This window comes from Pseudomonas sp. BYT-1, from assembly GCF_023611805.1.
Lineage (GTDB): Bacteria > Pseudomonadota > Gammaproteobacteria > Pseudomonadales > Pseudomonadaceae > Aquipseudomonas > Aquipseudomonas guariconensis.
Genome location: NZ_CP072559.1, coordinates 1,559,464 through 1,577,201, shown reverse-complemented (window position 1 = coordinate 1,577,201; position 17,738 = coordinate 1,559,464). Strand labels below are relative to the sequence as shown.

The following is a 17,738-nucleotide window of genomic DNA, read 5'->3' as shown; positions in this document are numbered from 1 at the left end:
GGTTCGCGCACACTCGACCGACCAGCGACCATCAGGTCATCTGGATGATGGTCTGCATGATGGTGCTTTCGGTGGAGATGGTCTTGGCGTTGGCCTGGTAGTTGCTCTGCGCCTTGATCAGCTCGACCAACTCCTGGGTCAGGTTGACGTTGGAGGCTTCCAGCGAGTTGGACTCCACGCTACCCAAGGTACCGGTCTTGGGTGCGTCGATGCCTGGAATGCCGGAGGAGAAGGTTTCGGTCCAGCGGGTGCCACCGATCTGCTGCAGGCCCTGCTCGTTGGCGAAGCTGGCAACGGCCACCTGACCGATCGCACGGGACTGCTGGTTGCTGAAGCTGGCGAACATCACACCGGTGGAATCGATGCTCAGGCTCGACAGAATACCGGTGGCGTAACCGTCCTGGGACTGCGACATACGCGCGGTCTCGGTGTTGTACGAAGTGGTGCTGTTCATCGACAGACGCATGCCACCGGCATTGCCCGCCGCGCCATTGGCAGCCCAGTTACCCGAAGCATCCTTGGACGCCGGAATCCAGCCAGTCATGGTGAAGGTGTTGTTGTTCACGGTGAACGACGAACCAGGCGGCAGGCCGGTGTTGTTGGCCGTCATCGCATTGACCGAACCGTCGCTGTTGAAGCTGATGGTGCCGCTCAGCGGCGTGGTGCTGGCCGGGTCGAACGGATTGCGTCCATCGACCAGGGTGTACATGGTCCACTGGTTGGTGCCGGTCTTGCGATAGAACTGCTCCATGGTGTGCTCGTTGCCCTGACTGTCGTACACCTTGGTCGGGAACGACTTGGTGTAGGTGGTTTCGTCAGAGGGATCGAACGGCTTGTTCGGCACCATGGTACCGGTACCGTCGTCGACCATCAGCGGAATGTCGGTGGCCGAGGAATTCAGGTTGATGCCCTGGTCGATCAGGGACGTGGCCTTGGGGGCCAGAGCGGAGGTGTCGATCTTCAGATCGGTCAGCACGCCCTTCTGGATCTTGCCGGTCGAGTCGGCGGCATAGCCTTGCAGGCGCAGGCCGTCCGAGGTGACCACATAGTTGTCTTTGTTGGTCTGGAAGGCACCGGCACGGGTATAGACCATCGAGCCGTTGTCCGACAGCACGAAGAAGCCCTGCCCCTGGATACCCATGTCCAGTACGTTGCCGGTGTTGTTGATGTCACCCTGGCTGAATTGCTGGGAGACGGCCGCCAGACGCACACCGTTGCCCACTTGGTTCTTGCCGACACCCAGGCGGTTGGCACCTGCGTAGACGTCCGCGAACTCGGCGCGCGACGACTTGAAACCAACGGTATTGACGTTGGCGATGTTGTTACCGGTGACATCCAGCTGCTTGTTGGCAGCGTACAGACCACTAAGACCGATGTTGAAAGACATGAATTCGCTCCTTGTGCCGCTCTAGCCGGCCTTAGATACCAATGGTTTGCACGCTGGACAGAGAAACTTTCCCGAGCCCTGCAAGGTTGAGCATCATCTCGCCATTGGGGTTGATGCTGACGCTGGTGACCTTGGCTGGCAGCAGGGTGTACATCTGCGTCGACTTGCCATCGACCATGGTGGTGGCCGAGAAGCTATAGGTGCCCGGGTCGACCTTTTCACCCTTGTCATTGGTGCCATCCCAGATGAAGTCGGCGTAACCGGCTTTCTGCTGGCCCAACTCGATGGTCTTGATGGTGTTGCCGTCTTTATCCTTGATGGTGATCTTCGCCTCGCTGATACCTTGCGGGACGATGAACTGGCCATTGAAACTCTGGGTGGTGTCGACCACCGCTTTATCGTTCTGCACGATCACCGAACGACCCACCAACGACGAAGCCTGCAGGGCCTGGGACGAACCCATGGCACCGGCAATGGAATTGACCGTGCTGTTGAGCGTGGTGATGCCTTCCAGACTGCTGAACTGCGCCAGCTGGGCGACGAACTCGCTGTTATCCTGAGGATCGAGCGGGTTCTGGTGCTGCATCTGGGTGACCAGCAACTGCAGGAACGCATCCTTGCCCAGGGCGTTCTTGTCAGTGTTCTCGGGTGCGGGCTTCTTGGTGGTGCCAGTGCTGACGCCCGACGCCGCGAGGACGTCGTTGAGGTTCACACCGCCGGTGCTGTTGACTGCCATGATCCTGACTCCTTATCACTGACCGAGGGTCAGCACCTTCTGCATCATGGTCTTGGCGGTGTTCATCAGCTCGGCGTTGGTCTGGAACGCACGGCTGGCGGAGATCATGTCAGCCATCTCCTCCACCACATTGACATTGGGGTAGTAGACGTAGCCGTCCTTGTTCGCCGCCGGATGATTGGGCTCGTAGCGCGCCTCAAGGTTGCTCTGATCCTCGACGATGCCCATCACCTGCACACCCTGCCCCGCTTCGCCCTGATCCTGGAACAGCGACTGGCCAGCGCCGTTCTGGGCTTGCTGGAAGGTAGTGGCGAACACCGGATGACGCGCGCGATAGGTCTGGTCGATGCTCGAGGAAACAGTCTCGGCGTTGGCGATGTTGGAAGCGACGGTATTGAGGCGGGTGTTCTGCGCGCTCATGCCGCTACCGGCAATATTGAAGACACTGGCAAGGGACATGATCACTCTCCGCGCAGGGCCGAAACCAGCCCTTTGAATTTGCTGTTGAGCAGGGTGAAGCTGGCCTGGAAGCCGATGGCGTTCTCTGCGTAGTTGGACTGCTCGATCTGGGCGTCTACGGTGTTCTGGTCGATCGACGGCTGCATCGGCGTGCGGTACTTGAGGGTATCGTCGCCCATGGCCAGGCCTTCGGCCTCGATGTGGCGGTTATTGGTGCGATCCAGGGCAATGCGCCCTTTCTGCTGCTTGTCGGCTTCAGCGGCGAGCACCGCCGAGAAATCCATGTCACGCGCCTTGTAGTTAGGCGTGTCGGCGTTGGCGATGTTGTTGGCCAGAACCTCGGCGCGCTGGGCGCGGAAGCTCAATGCCTGCTCATGGATGCCGAGCGCCTTGTCGAAGCTGATGCTCATGTCTGGGAAACCTTCGAAGGTTGACCGGAAGAATCGTGAGCAAGCTAGAGCAAGGTTTGTGCCAAGCGATAAAGCCCCAGTAAAACCGGGCACTGAGGCCCTGCTTGCCGGCGGCAATGCCAGAAAAGCGGCAATGGATTACCGCTTGGCGTCAGCAAAGCGGCAATGGGCACCGGCAAAAAAAGGGGCCGCGATGCGGCCCCTGTCTGGGTTTATTTTGCCTGGTAGATGATCCCCGGGCTGCACTGGACCATCTGGTAGTGATCCGGCAACCCGTTGAGCGCCTCGGACGCCCCCAGGAACAGATACCCGCCCGGCTTGAGCGTGCTGTGGATGCGCATGAGGATGTCCTTCTTGACCTGGGCCGAGAAGTAGATCAGCACGTTGCGGCAGAACACGATGTCGAACTTGCCCAGCGCCGCATAGCTGTCGAGCAGGTTGAAGGAACGGAACTCGACCCGGCTGCGGATCGGCGCTTTGACCGCCCAACGACCCGGCCCCTTGGTGTCGAAGTAGCGCTGCAGGCGCTCCTGGGACAAGCCGCGACCAATGGCCAGGCTGTCGTATTCACCGGTCTTGCAGTTGGTCAGCATCGACCCGGACAAGTCGGTGGCAACGATCTGCGCCCCCATCTTCAGTTGCCCCAGGTTGCTGCGCTCGAACTCGTCGATGGCCATGGAGATCGAATACGGCTCTTGCCCCGAGGAGCATGCCGCCGACCAGATCCGCAGGCGCTGGCCCGGGTTGTTCTTGATGAACTCCGGAATCACCTTGTTCTTGAGCACCTCGAACGGATAGGTGTCACGGAACCACAGGGTTTCATTGGTCGTCATCGCATCGACCACCTGCTCACGCAACCCGCTGCGCGGCTGGCTCTGAATTCGCTGCACCAGCTCACCGAGCGACTTGATGCCCTGCTGCTCCATTAGCTTGTTGAGACGGCTGGAGACCAGGTATTGCTTATTCTCGCCCAGCAAGATGCCACAGGCTTTCTCCAGGAAGACCCGGAACTGTTCAAAATCCAAATTACCCGTAGACAATGCTGCCGCCTCTTTCAAATCCCTGGTGCCAGGGGTTGCCCCCCCGGCCGTTTCAATGCGTCGCCTTGATCCGATCGACCACCCGCTGGGCGAGGTCGTCCGGCTTGAATTTGGCCAGGAAGTCGTCGGCGCCGACCTTCTTGACCATGGCCTGGTTGAAGACCCCGGACAGCGAAGTATGCAGGAGGATGTGCAGCTTTTGCATGCGCGGATCGCTGCGAATCTCCGCCGTCAGGGTGTAGCCATCCATCTCCGGCATTTCGATGTCGGAGATCATCATCAGGAATTCTTCTTCCGGACGCTTGCCCTCTTCCACCAACTTGTTCAGGTAGTCCAAGGCCTGGCGACCATCGTTGAGGGCTACCACCTCCACCCCTACCGACTGCAGGCAACGGCTGACCTGCTTGCGCGCCACCGACGAATCATCGACGGTCAGCACGCGCAGCATCATCGCCTTGTCTTGCACCTCGGCATCGACCACCCCCACGGACACGTCCTCGGACGATGGCGACACTTCGGCAAGAACTTTCTCTACGTCGATGACCTCCACCATCCGCCCGTCCACACGAGTGACAGCGGTCAGGTAGTGGTCACGTCCGGTCCCCTTGGGTGGCGGATGGATCTCCTCCCAGTTCATGTTGACGATGCGCTCGACCGAATGCACCAGGAAACCTTGGGTCTTGGTGTTGTACTCGGTGATGATCACGAAACTGTTGCGCGTCTCTTCCTGCAGCCCCGGCAAGCCGGTCGCCATCGACAGGTCGAGGATGGGGATGGTCGCGCCGCGAATGTTGGCCACCCCACGCACCACCGGGTGGGACTTGGGCAACAACGTCAGCTCCGGGCACTGCAACACCTCCCGGACCTTGAACACGTTAATGCCATAGAGCTGCTCGCCATTGAGGCGGAACAGCAACAGCTCCAGACGATTCTGCCCCACCAGTTGCGTGCGCTGGTTGACCGAATCCATGACTCCAGCCATGCCAGACTCCTCTAGTTTTGGCCCATTTACCGACTCGGCACGGGCTTTGCTTTTTTGAGCGCCATGTACACGAAAACGACATTTTACCGACGCCTGACGCGCCTGATGACCGGCTTGATAATGGCGCTATGCCTGCTGGCACCCGGCACACGCGCGCTGGCCGATGCGGTTACCTTGCCTGAACAACTTATCGGCGTCACCCAGGGGTTTCTTGAATTCACCGTGGAGGATTATCTGGCCACCACCCAGACCACTGGTCGCTACGAGATCCAGGTCAACCCGCTCGACCCGCGCCTACGCATGCCGCTGTGCAGTCAGCAACTGGACGCTTCGCTTGAAAGTCCAGCACAGCCGCTGGGCAGGGTCACGGTGCGGGTACGCTGCAACGGCAGCGCCCCCTGGACCGTGTTCGTCCCGGCCCAGGTGAAGCTGTTTCGCGAGGTGGTGGTGATGACCCGCCCGCTCAGGCGCGAGAGCGTGATTGGCGAAGGCGATGTCAGCCTGCGTGAGCGCGACGTGGGCACGCTCAATCAAGGCTTTCTCACAAGCCTGGAACAGGCCGTGGGCATGAAGCTGCTGCGCCCGACGGTGCTCGACCAGGTCCTGACGCCCCAGCATCTGGAGCAGGCCGAGGTGGTACGCAAGGGCGATCATGTGGTGATCACGGCCCGCAGTGGCAGCCTTAGCGTGCGCATGCCTGGCGAGGCCTTGAGCAAAGGCGGGCTGTCTGAGCAGATTCGCGTGCGCAACCTGAACTCCAAGCGCGTGGTCAAGGCACGGGTGATTGGGCCTGGACAGGTAGAAGTGGCCATGTAAGGCATTTGCGGCGCCCGCGAGGCGGGACAGGATAAAAACTAGCGACGGGGAACGGGTTTTCCTAAACTGTGTCAGAAAACGGGTCATGCGCGCTTGCCGACAGGTGGCGATACATTCGTGCCTAAAGTTTTTTTCGGGTTGGCCGAAAACAGGGCAAGCGTCCAAATTCCCAGAGGTTTCTGATCATGGTCATCGACTTCAGTCGTTTGAATAATTCTCCGGCCGTCACGGGCGGGGTTCGCAGCAATACCGCGACCGGTAGCGCCCCGAAAGCCGGCGAAACCAGCGAAGCGCCACAGACTGCCAGCGGAGAAGCGGTACACCTCAGCCAAGAGGCCCAGCAGTTGCAGAAGATCAGCGACAAGCTGCGCGACCAGCCAGAAGTCAACAGCGCCCGCGTGGCCCAGTTGAAACAGGCGATCGCCGACGGCAGCTATCAGGTCGATGCCGGCCGGGTCGCCAGCAAACTGCTTGATTTCGAAGCCCAGCGCTAACCCTCCGGGGCGCTGACTTCAAGGACGCAAAAGCCAAGAGCCAGCCATGCACGACACCACTTTGCTGCAACTGATCGAAGACGACATCGCGCCAACGCAGGAACTGCTCGAACTGCTTCAGAAAGAAGCCGTCGCCCTGCATGGCCGGGACATGCAGGTGCTGGAGAACATCCTGGCACGCAAGCAGTCCCTGATCGTCCTGCTCGAGCAGCAAGGCATGCGGCGCAACCAACTGCTGGTCGGCCTGGGCTTATCCGCCGACCGGGCCGGTGTGCAGGCCCTGGCCGCGCAATCCTCCCTGGGCGAGGTCATGCTGCAACAACTCGACGTACTCACCCAATTGATGGATGCCTGCCAAAAGGTCAACGAGACCAACGGCCGGATCATCCAGCTGCAGCAACACGCCACGGCCAATCAGATCAGAATCCTCATGGGTGGCGATTCCCCGTCGCTCTATGACAGCCGCGGCGCCACCTCGCCCATGGCTAAGGCCCGCGCCATCAGCCAAGTGTGATTATTTCTATCAAGGCACGGAACATACTGGCAAAATGCCGTTACTTGCGTGTGTCGTTTTTGCCTGGAGATTGATTACCCGTGTTCAATGCATCCGATGCTCCCCAGCCGCCCAAGGTGCTCACCACACCCTTGGAAATCGCAGCCAACCTGCGTCAATTGCTGGATAGCCACGATCCGCTGATCATCACCTTCCCTGAGCGCAGCCAGCGGTTCCAAAGTTACGTCGTGCATGTGGACCGTGACGCCAATACCCTGGCGCTGGACGAAATGATCCCTCGCGACGGTGAAAAGTACATCGAGAATGGCGAACCCTTCCGCATCGAAGGTTTCCATGATGGCGTGCGCATCGCCTGGGAATGCAACACCGCGACCACCATCACCGAGATCGATGGCCATCGCTGCTACCGTGCCCCCCTGCCGACCGAGATGACCTACCACCAGCGCCGCAACGCCTTCCGCGCCGCGCTCAAGCTGTCGCAGCTGGTCGATATCGTGCTCGACGGTGAACGACTCAAGGGCAAGGGCGCCCTGCGTGGCAAGTTGCTGGACATCTCCGCCACAGGCTGCAAGCTGCGCTTTGAAGGCAACATCGAAGAGCGCCTGCAACTGGGTGAGGTGTATGAGCGCTTCGCCGCCAGCAATCCGCTGGGCATGTCGCAGGCGATGGTAGAACTGCGTCACCTGCACTTCGAAGAGCGCCTGAATACCACCTTCGCTGGCGTGCGCTTTCACAACCTCAATGGCCAGATGCAGCGCAAGATCGAGAGTTTCGTCTACCAGTTGCAGCGCGAGGCACGACGCTTCGACAAAGACGACTATTGAGTGTCGAATGTCCCATGAAAAACGCCACCCATCGGGTGGCGTTTTTCATTGCTTTGCAGCTTGCCTGAAGACCGGCTCAAACCGACTTGTCGACCTCGGCCTGGGGTGCACCCGCCTCTTCCCGGGGCTTTTGCTCCTCGGCTTCGGTGTCTTCGGCCGCCACCGGCGCTTGCATCACGTCCTGCACGGTCTGCTCATCGACCCGAGGGTCCAGCGCTGCCGACAAGGGTGAGCCCGCCGCTGGCATGGCCACGTGGCCCAGCGGCGCGTCCTGCACCTGATGCAGGCCGGTGACGGCCTTCGGCCGGATCCGCCACACCAGCACCAAGGCGAAGAACAGGAAGAAGGCATAGAGCATTTGCGGCCCCAGGACCTTCATCAGCACACCCGCCGCCAGCGGACCGATACAGGCCCCCACGCCGTAGGTCACCAGCAACATGGCCGTCAGCGAGACACGGCGCTCGCTTTCGACATGGTCGTTGGAAAACGCGACCGCCAGCGGATAGAGGCAAAATTGCAACAGCGAAATCACGAAACCGACGGCGAACAGCAACTCCAGCGGCACGCTGGGCAGCACCGCCAGCGGCAATGCAGCCAGCGCCAGACCGATCGAGACGCTACGGATCAGCACCGCACGATCATAGCGGTCCGACAGCCAACCCAGCGGCCACTGCACCACCAAGCCCGCGAAGATGCAGCTCCCCATGAACAGACCGATCTGCTCGGTGGTAAGCCCCTGCTTGGCCGCATACAGCGGCGCCAGACCATAGAAAGAACCTACGATCAGGCCCGAACCCAGCACCGTCGACAACGACTGCGGTACCCGTTTGAGGAAGAACTTCGGCTCCATCGGCGCCGGGCGCAACGGTGCCGGGTGGATGCGCCGGGTCATCGCCACCGGCACCAGGCACAGGGCAAAGCACATGGCGACCAGCATCAGCAGTTCAGGGCCGAGCTCCGGATGCACCACCAGGATCAATTGGCCGAGTACCAAACCCAGGTAGGAGGCGATCATGTATCCACTGAACACCGCCCCGCGGTGCTTCACATCGGCCTGCTCGTTGAGCCAGCTTTCGATGACCATGTACTGGCACATCATCCCCAGGCCCACGATCATCCGCAGCCCTACCCACACCGGGAGCCAATTGGTCATGCCATGGCCGAGCACCGCCGCGCAGACGATGCCCGCGCACGTGGCGTAGGCGCGGATGTGCCCGACCCGGCCGATCAGCCGGTGGCCGACCTTGCCGCCCACGGCCAGGCCAAAATAGTTGGCGGCCATCAGGGCACCGACCCAAAGGCTGTCCACATGGTCGGCGGCCAGGCGCAAGGCCAGGTAGGTACTGAGCAGGCCCGAGCCGATCAGCATCATCAAGGCAGCGAAATACAGCGACTGAAACGGCTTCCAGATGTTTCGCATACGTCCCGTCGGGCTCCCTGGTCAGGTGGCGTTAGCTTGCAGGCAAGCATAAAAGCAAATTCGCCGCAGCGCAGGCCCCCATCGGCTAAATAGCCAGCCGGGGGGCGTGTCCAGTGTCGGTTGTGTCGCGATCAGGCCTGTGCGGCTAGCACCCGCCGCTCCCAAGGGGTGATTTCGTCGAGGAAATCCGTCAGCTCCAAGGTCTTGGTTGCGACATACCCATCGATGAATTCGTTCCCGAACATCTGACGCGCCAATGCGCTGCGCTTGAGGCGTTCCAATGCGCCATGCAGGGTGCAAGGCAGGTTCAGGTGCTCCGGCACTTCGAACTCGCCCTGGATCGCGGCCGTAGGTTCCAGGCGCTGCTCGATGCCGTGCAGACCAGCGGCCAAGCTCGCAGCGATGGCCAGGTACGGGTTGGCGTCGGCCCCAGGTAGCCGGTTCTCGACCCGTCGAGCCACAGGCGAACTGGCCGGGATGCGCAAGCCGGCGGCTCGGTTGTCATGGGACCAACAGGCATTGTTGGGCGAGGCGTACGGGTGGCACAGGCGTTGGTAGGAGTTGACGTTGGGCGCGAACAACGCGGTGAAGTCAGCCATGCAGGCCTGCAGACCGCCGATGAAGTGATGGAAGGTATCGGTCGGCTGCCCGGCCTCATCGCTGAAGACGTTGCGGCCACTGTCGATGCGCACCAGGCTCTGGTGGATATGCATCGAGCTGCCCGGTGTTCTGGCCAAGGGCTTGGCCATGCACACCACGGTCAGGCCATGCTTGAGTGCGACTTCCTTGAGCAGGTGCTTGAACAGGAAAGTCTGGTCGGCCAGCAGCAACGGATCGCCGTGAAGCAAATTGATCTCGAACTGGCTGACGCCCATCTCGTGCATGAAGGTGTCACGGGGCAAGCCTAGGGCGGCCATGCACTGATACACCTCGCTGAAAAATGGCCGCAGGCCATTGTTGGAACTGACGCTGAACGCCGAGTGCCCCAACTCGCGACGGCCATCCTTGCCCACCGGCGGCAAGAACGGCTGGTGCGGATCGGTATTCGGTGCAAAGACGAAGAACTCCAGCTCCGTGGCCACCACCGGCGCAAGGCCAAGCGCGGCATAGCGCGCGATCACGGCCTTGAGCTGGCCCCGGGTGGAAAGTCCGGACGCCACACCGTCGAGCTCGACTGCATCGCAGATGGCCAGCGCCCGCGGCTCGTCGCTCCAGGGCAGGCGATGGATCTGGGCAGGTTCGGCCACCAGGGCCAGGTCGCCATCATCGCTGCCATAGAAACGGGCTGGCGGGTAACCGCCCATGATGCATTGCAGCAATACACCCCGAGCCATCTGCAAGCGGCGCCCTTCCAGAAAGCCCTCGGCAGTCATCACCTTGCCGCGGGGTACACCATTGAGGTCGGGGGTGACGCATTCGATCTCGTCGATGCCGGTCAGACGTTCGCTGAGGGAACGCGGGGCTTCGGTCGTCATGACGCTGTCCTTCTTGTTGTTTTGCAGGCCGGAAATGGCGTTAGGCACAACATAGGCGTCCGCTGTTGAAAATATCAAGCGAGGATGGGCGGCAGTGTGGAAATTTATTAACACCCGCGGTCGCGCCGCTGTATTCGCCACCGGATTGGCGCAACCTCGGGCTCCCATCAGCCCGATACGACGCTATTCGCGCAAGGTCATGCCATTGGCCGGCAAAGGCAGCGCGGTCTTGTAGCGCACCTGCTTGAGGGCAAAACTCGAACGGATGTTAGCCACTCCGGGCAAGCGAGTCAGGTAGTCGAGAAAGCGCTCCAGCGCCTGGATGCTGGGCAACAGTACGCGCAGCAGGTAGTCCGGATCGCCGGTCATCAAATAGCACTCCATCACCTCAGGCCGCTCGGCGATTTCCTCCTCGAAGCGGTGCAACGCCTGCTCCACCTGTTTCTCCAGGCTGACGTGGATGAACACGTTGACGTCCAGCCCCAGCACCTCGGGTGCGAGCAAGGTCACCTGCTGACGGATGACGCCCAGCTCTTCCATTGCCTTGACCCGGTTGAAACAGGGCGTAGGCGACAGGTTCACCGAGCGGGCCAGCTCTGCGTTGGTGATGCGGGCATTTTCCTGAAGGCTGTTGAGAATGCCGATATCGGTGCGATCGAGTTTGCGCATGAGACAAATTCACCGGTTTTTTGTGTTTATGCGGAATGTTTATCTGCGCCGTCAGGCAAAGGCAATCAACTTGAGAGAAAAATTCTTCAGCGGTCCCCCTATGATGTAGTTAGCGCTGACCTACCAGTCACAAGCCGGTACTCAGCGGCGACCGCTTCAAAGCTCACAAAAACAACATTCGAGCGAGCGTAAAAAGCATGAACGAGTACGCCCCCCTGCGTCTGCATGTGCCCGAGCCTACCGGCCGGCCAGGCTGCCAGACCGATTTCTCCTACCTGCGTCTGAACGACGCCGGCCTAGTCCGTAAACCCCCGATCGATGTAGAACCCGCCGACACTGCGGATCTGTCCTACAGCCTCATCCGTGTGCTGGACGAACAAGGCAATGCCGTCGGTCCATGGGCCGAGGACATCGACCCGCAGGTCCTGCGCCAGGGCATGCGCGCCATGCTCAAGACGCGGATCTTCGACAACCGCATGGTCGTTGCCCAGCGCCAGAAGAAGATGTCCTTCTACATGCAGAGCCTGGGCGAGGAAGCCATCGGCAGCGCCCAGGCGCTGGCCTTGCAATACACCGACATGTGCTTCCCGACCTACCGCCAGCAGAGCATCCTGATGGCCCGGGACGTGTCCCTGGTCGAGATGATCTGCCAGTTGCTGTCCAACGAGCGCGATCCGCTCAAGGGGCGCCAACTGCCGATCATGTACTCGGTGCGCGAGGCAGGCTTCTTCACTATCAGCGGCAACCTGGCCACTCAGTTCGTCCAGGCCGTCGGCTGGGCCATGGCCTCGGCCATCAAGGGCGATACCAAGATCGCCTCGGCCTGGATCGGCGACGGCGCCACGGCCGAGTCCGACTTCCATACCGCCCTGACCTTCGCCCACGTCTACCGCGCCCCGGTAATCCTCAACGTGGTCAACAACCAGTGGGCGATCTCGACCTTCCAGGCCATCGCCGGCGGTGAGTCCACCACCTTCGCAGGCCGTGGCGTGGGCTGCGGCATCGCCTCCCTGCGGGTCGACGGCAACGACTTCATCGCGGTCTACGCCGCCTCGCGCTGGGCCGCCGAACGTGCCCGCCGCGGCATGGGCCCGACCTTGATCGAATGGGTCACCTACCGCGCAGGCCCACACTCCACCTCGGACGATCCATCCAAGTACCGCCCGGCCGATGACTGGAGCCACTTCCCGCTGGGCGATCCGATCGCTCGCCTCAAGCAGCACCTGATCGCTATCGGCCACTGGTCCGAAGAAGAACACCAGGCCGTCACCGCCGAGCTCGAGGCCGAGATCATCAAGGCGCAGAAAGAAGCCGAGCAGTACGGCACCCTGGGCAATGGCCACATTCCTAGCGCCGCCTCGATGTTCGAGGACGTGTACAAGGAAATGCCCGACCACCTGCGCCGCCAGCGCCAGGAACTGGGGGTCTGAGATGAACGATCACAACAACAGCATCCATCTGGAATCCGCCATGTCCACCACCACCATGACCATGATCCAGGCCCTGCGCTCGGCCATGGACATCATGCTCGAGCGCGACGACAACGTGGTGATCTACGGCCAGGACGTCGGTTACTTCGGCGGCGTGTTCCGTTGCACCGAAGGCCTGCAGAACAAATACGGCAAGTCCCGCGTGTTCGACGCACCGATCTCCGAAAGCGGCATCGTCGGCACTGCCGTGGGCATGGGCGCCTATGGTCTGCGTCCGGTGGTGGAGATCCAGTTCGCCGACTACTTCTACCCCGCCTCCGACCAGATCGTCTCGGAAATGGCCCGCCTGCGCTATCGCTCGGCCGGCCAGTTCATCTCTCCACTGACCCTGCGTATGCCGTGCGGCGGTGGCATCTATGGCGGCCAGACCCACAGCCAGAGCCCCGAGGCGATGTTCACCCAGGTGTGCGGCCTGCGCACCGTGATGCCCTCGAACCCCTATGACGCCAAAGGCCTGCTGATCGCCTCGATCGAGTGCGACGACCCAGTGATCTTCCTCGAGCCCAAGCGCCTGTACAACGGCCCGTTCGACGGCCACCACGACCGCCCGGTAACGCCGTGGTCCAAGCATCCGCAAAGTGCAGTGCCCGATGGTTACTACCAGGTACCGCTGGACAAAGCCGCCATCGTCCGCCCAGGTAACGATGTCACCGTACTGACCTATGGCACCACGGTGTATGTGTCCCAAGTGGCCGCCGAAGAGACCGGCGTCGATGCCGAAGTCATCGACCTGCGCAGCCTGTGGCCATTGGACCTGGAAACCATCGTCGAATCGGTGAAGAAGACCGGCCGCTGCGTGGTGGTCCATGAGGCGACCCGCACCTGCGGCTTCGGCGCCGAACTGGTGTCGCTGGTGCAGGAGCACTGCTTCCATCACCTCGAAGCGCCGATCGAGCGCGTCACCGGTTGGGACACCCCCTATCCCCATGCACAGGAATGGGCTTACTTCCCAGGACCTTCGCGGGTAGGTGCGGCATTGAAACGGGTCATGGAGGTCTGAATGGGCACGCACGTCATCAAGATGCCGGACATCGGCGAAGGCATCGCACAAGTCGAGTTGGTGGAGTGGTTCGTCAAGGTCGGCGATGTGATCGCCGAAGACCAGGTGGTAGCCGATGTCATGACCGACAAAGCCACCGTGGAGATCCCCTCGCCGGTCAGCGGCAAGGTATTGGCCCTGGGCGGCCAGCCCGGTGAGGTGATGGCGGTCGGCAGCGAGCTGATCCGTATCGAAGTCGAAGGCAGCGGCAACCACGTGGACGAACCCCACGCCAAGCCGGTCGAAACCGTCGCGCCAGCCGCACCCGCCCCGGTTGCTGCCGCACCGCGCCTCGAACCGCAGCCGACCGCCAGCCCCGTGTCCAGCGCCAGCGTCGCCGCGCCGATCGTGCCACGCCAGGCGGGCGAAAAACCCCTGGCCTCCCCAGCGGTGCGCAAGCGCGCGCTGGATGCCGGTATCGAGCTGCGCTACGTGCACGGCAGCGGCCCGGCCGGGCGCATCCTGCACGAAGACCTCGACGCCTTCATCAGCAAGCCGCACAGCACGGCCGGCCAGGCGCCAAGTGGCTATGGCAAGCGCACCGACAGCGAGCAGATTCCAGTGATCGGCCTGCGCCGCAAGATCGCCCAGCGCATGCAGGATGCCAAGCGTCGCGTCGCGCACTTCAGCTATGTCGAAGAAATTGACGTCACGGCCCTCGAGGCCCTGCGCCAGCAACTGAACGCCAAGCACGGCCAAGACCGCGGCAAATTGACCTTGCTGCCGTTCATCGTGCGCGCCATGGTCGTGGCCCTGCGCGACTTCCCGCAGATCAACGCCACCTATGACGACGAAGCCCAGGTCATCACCCGCCACGGCGCGGTGCACGTGGGTATCGCCACCCAAGGCGACAACGGCCTGATGGTGCCGGTGTTGCGCCATGCCGAAGCCGGCAGCCTGTGGAGCAACGCCAGCGAGATCGCTCGCCTGGCCAATGCCGCGCGCAGCAACAAGGCCAGCCGCGAGGAACTCTCCGGCTCGACCATCACCCTGACCAGCCTCGGCGCACTGGGCGGCATTGCCAGCACGCCGGTGGTCAACACACCGGAAGTGGCCATCGTGGGCGTCAACCGCATGGTCGAACGGCCGGTCGTGGTCGATGGCCAGATCGTCGTGCGCAAGATGATGAACCTGTCCAGCTCCTTCGACCACCGGGTGGTCGATGGCATGGATGCCGCCTTGTTCATTCAGGCCGTGCGCGGCCTGCTGGAACAACCTGCCTGCCTGTTCGTGGAGTAAGCATGCAACCGATCCTCAACACGACCCTGCTGATCATCGGTGGCGGCCCTGGCGGTTACATCGCCGCCATTCGCGCCGGCCAACTGGGCATCCCTACGGTACTGGTCGAAGGCCAGGCCCTTGGCGGCACTTGCCTGAACATCGGCTGCATTCCGTCCAAAGCACTGATCCATGTGGCCGAGCAGTTCCACCAGGCCTGTCACCACGATGAGCAATCGGCGCTGGGCATCAGCGTATCTTCGCCGCGCCTGGACATCACCCGCAGCATCGCCTGGAAGGACGGCATCGTCGATCGCCTGACCTCCGGCGTTGCCGCCTTGCTCAAGAAGAACGGGGTCAAGGTGATCCATGGCTGGGCGAAGATCCTAGACGGCAAGAGCGTCGAGGTCGACGGCCAGAAAATCCAATGCGAGCACTTGCTGCTGGCAACCGGCTCCACCAGCGTGGAATTGCCCATGCTGCCGCTGGGCGGCGCGGTGATTTCCTCCACCGAGGCCCTGGCCCCGAAAGCCCTGCCCCGTCATCTGGTGGTGGTCGGCGGTGGCTACATTGGCCTGGAGCTCGGCATTGCGTACCGCAAACTGGGCGTCCAAGTCAGCGTGGTGGAAGCGCGCGAGCGCATCCTGCCGACCTATGACGGCGAACTGACCCAGCCGGTGGCCGACTCGGTGAAGAAACTGGGCATCGCCCTGTACCTGGGCCACAGCGTCGAAGGCTATGAGAACGGTTGCCTGCTCGCCAACGACGGCCAGGGCGGCCAACTGCGCCTGGAGGCCGATCAGGTGCTGGTCGCTGTGGGCCGTCGACCACGCACCCAGGGCTTCAACCTCGAGTGCCTGGACCTGAAGATGAACGGCGCGGCCGTGGCCATCGACGAGCGCTGCCAGACCAGCATGCGCAACGTCTGGGCCATCGGCGATGTGGCGGGCGAACCGATGCTGGCCCACCGGGCCATGGCCCAGGGCGAGATAGTCGCGGAAATTATCGCGGGCAAGTCACGGCGCTTCGAGCCTAGCGCCATCGCGGCGGTGTGCTTCACCGACCCGGAAGTGGTGGTGGTCGGCAAGACGCCCGAGCAAGCCAGCCAGCAAGGCCTGGATTGCATCGTCGCGCAGTTCCCCTTCGCCGCCAACGGCCGGGCCATGACCCTGGAATCGAAAAGTGGCTTCGTGCGGGTGGTCGCCCGCCGTGACAACCACCTGATCCTCGGTTGGCAGGCCGTAGGGGTGGCGGTCTCGGAACTGTCCACCGCCTTTGCCCAATCCCTGGAAATGGGTGCCCGCCTGGAAGACATCGCCGGCACCATCCACGCCCACCCGACCCTGGGCGAGACAGTCCAGGAAGCGGCATTGCGGGCCCTGGGCCACGCACTGCATATCTGACACTGAAGCGGCGACAGCCGATTTGGCCCGCTGCGCCCCAGGCGCGGCGGGCATTTTTTTGTCCTCATTCCCCGGATTTCGCCGATGTCTGTAGAAGCGGGTTTACCCGCGGCTGCGGCAGCGCACTCAACGACGCATTCGCGGGTAGACCCGCTCCCCTAAGGTGCGCACGACGCTCAAGAACAGGGGGTGGCCCTCACTCGAAGATGGTGTTCTTGCCCGCAGCCTTGGCCCGGTAAAGCGCTTGGTCAGCGCGCGCCAACAGACCATGCTGGTCCTCATCGTCCTGCCAGCGCACCACGCCAAAACTCATGGACAGGCGACAATCGCCGATCGGCTCCATGTCGTCCAGCGCCTGGCGGATCTGCGTGGCCAGCTCCACCGCTTGCTCCACCGGGGTCTGGGGCAAGACGGCGACAAATTCGTCGCCTCCCCAGCGCGCCAGCAGGTCCTGCTTGCGCAAACACGCCCGGACGCGCTCCACCGCCTCGACCAGCGCTGCATCGCCTCGGGCATGGCCGTAGCGGTCGTTGATCGGCTTGAAATCGTCCACATCCATGACGATCAGCGACAACGGCTGGCGGAAGCGCCGGGCACGCTCGCACTCCTGGCGTAGGGTCTTTTCCAGCCGATAACGATTGGCGGTGCGGGTCAGGGCGTCGCGCTCGGCGAGCTCGAGATTCTCGTCAAGCTGGCGCTGCAGTTGCTGATTGACCCAGGACAGCTCGCGGGTACGCTCGGCTACCTGGGTTTCCAGCGACTGGTTCCTCTGCTGCAGTTCGATCACCAAGCGCTTGCCCGCGTCGATGTTGCGGTGGGCGCCGAGCATGCGCGCCACCGAGCCATCTTCGTTGCGGGCGATAATGTGGCCGCTGTCTTCGATCCACAGATAGCTGCCATCCTGGCAGCGGCAACGGTATTCGATGCGGTAGCGCTCGTTGCGCTGGTTGATGTAAGCCTCGAAGTGGGCCATCACCCGTGGGTAGTCCTCGGGGTGGATCACGCTCTCCCAGGTCAGCACGGTGTTGGCCATCGAGTGGCTCTCGTAGCCGAGCATGGCGTACCAGCCAGGGTTGCGGTACACGTACCCGGAGTTGGCATCCCAATCCCAGATGCCGTCGCTGATAAGGTCGAACAAGGTATGCAGTTGCTGCTCGCTGAAGCCGGCAGGCATCGGCCTGGACTGCTGACTCATGGACGCTCTCTCCTGGTGTCCAGCAACTGCGCCTTTCTGGGCTGCTGATGGTCATGGTGATTGCCGCCAAGCGGCAAACCTGTGCCTCTGAATGGCAAGCTTAGCGCCAAACTCGATTGGATCCAGATAGCCGATGCGGCCGCTTTCATGCCTTTTCAAGCCGCTGG

Annotated in this window: 18 protein-coding genes; 8 read left to right on the top strand and 10 right to left on the bottom strand. The window is 62.2% G+C overall.

Annotation, left to right across the window (positions count from 1 at the left end; all coding sequences use genetic code 11):
* Positions 1 to 31: 31 nt before the first annotated feature.
* From flgE to J5X93_RS07190, 6 genes are all read right to left on the bottom strand, one after another.
* Positions 32 to 1,387, bottom strand: coding sequence for a flagellar hook protein FlgE (flgE, locus tag J5X93_RS07215; RefSeq protein ID WP_043210920.1), 1,356 nt, complete (start codon positions 1,385 to 1,387; stop codon positions 32 to 34).
* Between the two features lie 31 nt (positions 1,388 to 1,418).
* The gene (gene flgD / locus J5X93_RS07210; RefSeq protein WP_043210921.1) at positions 1,419 to 2,123 is read right to left on the bottom strand and encodes a flagellar hook assembly protein FlgD; all 705 of its coding nucleotides are present in this window, start codon (positions 2,121 to 2,123) and stop codon (positions 1,419 to 1,421) included.
* A gap of 15 nt (positions 2,124 to 2,138) precedes the next feature.
* The gene (gene flgC / locus J5X93_RS07205; protein ID WP_043210925.1) at positions 2,139 to 2,582 is read right to left on the bottom strand and encodes a flagellar basal body rod protein FlgC; all 444 of its coding nucleotides are present in this window, start codon (positions 2,580 to 2,582) and stop codon (positions 2,139 to 2,141) included.
* 2 nt (positions 2,583 to 2,584) lie between these two features.
* Positions 2,585 to 2,992 carry a flagellar basal body rod protein FlgB gene (gene flgB / locus J5X93_RS07200; protein WP_043210926.1) on the bottom strand — a complete coding sequence of 136 codons (408 nt, stop codon included), beginning with the start codon at positions 2,990 to 2,992 and terminating at the stop codon, positions 2,585 to 2,587.
* Between the two features lie 212 nt (positions 2,993 to 3,204).
* Entirely contained in the window at positions 3,205 to 4,032 is an 828-nt protein-coding gene (cheR, locus tag J5X93_RS07195) for a protein-glutamate O-methyltransferase CheR (protein WP_043210928.1), read from the bottom strand.
* 52 nt (positions 4,033 to 4,084) lie between these two features.
* On the bottom strand, positions 4,085 to 5,014 hold the full coding sequence (locus tag J5X93_RS07190; protein ID WP_043210931.1) for a chemotaxis protein CheV: 930 nt from the start codon (positions 5,012 to 5,014) through the stop codon (positions 4,085 to 4,087).
* A gap of 63 nt (positions 5,015 to 5,077) precedes the next feature.
* On the opposite strand from J5X93_RS07190, the gene flgA reads away from it, so the two are divergent.
* From flgA to J5X93_RS07170, 4 genes are all read left to right on the top strand, one after another.
* Positions 5,078 to 5,830 (top strand): flagellar basal body P-ring formation chaperone FlgA, encoded by a 753-nt coding sequence (gene flgA, locus J5X93_RS07185; RefSeq protein WP_043210934.1) that lies wholly within the window; start codon positions 5,078 to 5,080, stop codon positions 5,828 to 5,830.
* Between the two features lie 185 nt (positions 5,831 to 6,015).
* On the top strand, positions 6,016 to 6,324 hold the full coding sequence (gene flgM / locus J5X93_RS07180; RefSeq protein ID WP_043210935.1) for a flagellar biosynthesis anti-sigma factor FlgM: 309 nt from the start codon (positions 6,016 to 6,018) through the stop codon (positions 6,322 to 6,324).
* 46 nt (positions 6,325 to 6,370) lie between these two features.
* Positions 6,371 to 6,838, top strand: a complete 468-nt coding sequence (locus J5X93_RS07175; RefSeq protein ID WP_043210937.1) for a flagella synthesis protein FlgN — start codon at positions 6,371 to 6,373, stop codon at positions 6,836 to 6,838.
* An 80-nt stretch (positions 6,839 to 6,918) separates the two neighbouring features.
* Entirely contained in the window at positions 6,919 to 7,662 is a 744-nt protein-coding gene (locus J5X93_RS07170) for a flagellar brake protein (RefSeq protein ID WP_102081339.1), read from the top strand.
* A 76-nt stretch (positions 7,663 to 7,738) separates the two neighbouring features.
* Here J5X93_RS07170 and J5X93_RS07165 read toward each other — a convergent pair whose 3' ends face one another.
* The 3 genes from J5X93_RS07165 to bkdR form a co-directional block, all read right to left on the bottom strand.
* Positions 7,739 to 9,082: an MFS transporter gene (locus tag J5X93_RS07165; protein ID WP_043210941.1), complete on the bottom strand. Its 1,344-nt coding sequence runs from the start codon at positions 9,080 to 9,082 to the stop codon at positions 7,739 to 7,741.
* Positions 9,083 to 9,213: 131 nt separating this feature from the next.
* Complete coding sequence (locus J5X93_RS07160; RefSeq protein WP_180962691.1) at positions 9,214 to 10,455, bottom strand: glutamine synthetase family protein; 1,242 nt, start codon at positions 10,453 to 10,455, stop codon at positions 9,214 to 9,216.
* Positions 10,456 to 10,740: 285 nt separating this feature from the next.
* The gene (bkdR, locus tag J5X93_RS07155) at positions 10,741 to 11,226 is read right to left on the bottom strand and encodes a Bkd operon transcriptional regulator BkdR (RefSeq protein WP_043210945.1); all 486 of its coding nucleotides are present in this window, start codon (positions 11,224 to 11,226) and stop codon (positions 10,741 to 10,743) included.
* 197 nt (positions 11,227 to 11,423) lie between these two features.
* On the opposite strand from bkdR, the gene J5X93_RS07150 reads away from it, so the two are divergent.
* Genes J5X93_RS07150 through lpdA form a run of 4 tightly spaced genes read left to right on the top strand, consistent with a single transcriptional unit; the run spans position 11,424 to position 16,376 of the window.
* Positions 11,424 to 12,656 (top strand): 3-methyl-2-oxobutanoate dehydrogenase (2-methylpropanoyl-transferring) subunit alpha, encoded by a 1,233-nt coding sequence (locus tag J5X93_RS07150; RefSeq protein ID WP_043210948.1) that lies wholly within the window; start codon positions 11,424 to 11,426, stop codon positions 12,654 to 12,656.
* A gap of 1 nt (position 12,657) precedes the next feature.
* The gene (locus J5X93_RS07145; protein WP_043210951.1) at positions 12,658 to 13,716 is read left to right on the top strand and encodes an alpha-ketoacid dehydrogenase subunit beta; all 1,059 of its coding nucleotides are present in this window, start codon (positions 12,658 to 12,660) and stop codon (positions 13,714 to 13,716) included.
* Positions 13,717 to 14,994: a dihydrolipoamide acetyltransferase family protein gene (locus J5X93_RS07140; protein ID WP_043210953.1), complete on the top strand. Its 1,278-nt coding sequence runs from the start codon at positions 13,717 to 13,719 to the stop codon at positions 14,992 to 14,994.
* Positions 14,995 to 14,996: 2 nt separating this feature from the next.
* Positions 14,997 to 16,376 (top strand): dihydrolipoyl dehydrogenase, encoded by a 1,380-nt coding sequence (gene lpdA, locus J5X93_RS07135; RefSeq protein ID WP_250034603.1) that lies wholly within the window; start codon positions 14,997 to 14,999, stop codon positions 16,374 to 16,376.
* 196 nt (positions 16,377 to 16,572) lie between these two features.
* Here the strand turns inward: lpdA and J5X93_RS07130 are convergent, their stop codons facing one another.
* Positions 16,573 to 17,571, bottom strand: a complete 999-nt coding sequence (locus J5X93_RS07130; RefSeq protein ID WP_043210958.1) for a diguanylate cyclase — start codon at positions 17,569 to 17,571, stop codon at positions 16,573 to 16,575.
* Positions 17,572 to 17,738: the final 167 nt, after the last annotated feature.

Excerpts from the sequence above, each read along its gene's own strand:
- J5X93_RS07165 (WP_043210941.1), bottom strand. The coding sequence starts at position 9,082 with ATGCGAAACATCTGGAAGCCGTTTCAGTCGCTGTATTTCGCTGCCTTG.
- lpdA (WP_250034603.1), top strand. The coding sequence starts at position 14,997 with ATGCAACCGATCCTCAACACGACCCTGCTGATCATCGGTGGCGGCCCT.
- J5X93_RS07130 (WP_043210958.1), bottom strand. The coding sequence starts at position 17,571 with ATGAGTCAGCAGTCCAGGCCGATGCCTGCCGGCTTCAGCGAGCAGCAA.
- flgB (WP_043210926.1), bottom strand. The coding sequence starts at position 2,992 with ATGAGCATCAGCTTCGACAAGGCGCTCGGCATCCATGAGCAGGCATTG.
- J5X93_RS07145 (WP_043210951.1), top strand. The coding sequence starts at position 12,658 with ATGAACGATCACAACAACAGCATCCATCTGGAATCCGCCATGTCCACC.
- J5X93_RS07190 (WP_043210931.1), bottom strand. The coding sequence starts at position 5,014 with ATGGCTGGAGTCATGGATTCGGTCAACCAGCGCACGCAACTGGTGGGG.
- J5X93_RS07160 (WP_180962691.1), bottom strand. The coding sequence starts at position 10,455 with ATGACTGCCGAGGGCTTTCTGGAAGGGCGCCGCTTGCAGATGGCTCGG.
- J5X93_RS07140 (WP_043210953.1), top strand. The coding sequence starts at position 13,717 with ATGGGCACGCACGTCATCAAGATGCCGGACATCGGCGAAGGCATCGCA.
- flgA (WP_043210934.1), top strand. The coding sequence starts at position 5,078 with ATGTACACGAAAACGACATTTTACCGACGCCTGACGCGCCTGATGACC.
- flgC (WP_043210925.1), bottom strand. The coding sequence starts at position 2,582 with ATGTCCCTTGCCAGTGTCTTCAATATTGCCGGTAGCGGCATGAGCGCG.
- flgD (WP_043210921.1), bottom strand. The coding sequence starts at position 2,123 with ATGGCAGTCAACAGCACCGGCGGTGTGAACCTCAACGACGTCCTCGCG.
- J5X93_RS07175 (WP_043210937.1), top strand. The coding sequence starts at position 6,371 with ATGCACGACACCACTTTGCTGCAACTGATCGAAGACGACATCGCGCCA.
- flgE (WP_043210920.1), bottom strand. The coding sequence starts at position 1,387 with ATGTCTTTCAACATCGGTCTTAGTGGTCTGTACGCTGCCAACAAGCAG.
- bkdR (WP_043210945.1), bottom strand. The coding sequence starts at position 11,226 with ATGCGCAAACTCGATCGCACCGATATCGGCATTCTCAACAGCCTTCAG.
- J5X93_RS07150 (WP_043210948.1), top strand. The coding sequence starts at position 11,424 with ATGAACGAGTACGCCCCCCTGCGTCTGCATGTGCCCGAGCCTACCGGC.
- flgM (WP_043210935.1), top strand. The coding sequence starts at position 6,016 with ATGGTCATCGACTTCAGTCGTTTGAATAATTCTCCGGCCGTCACGGGC.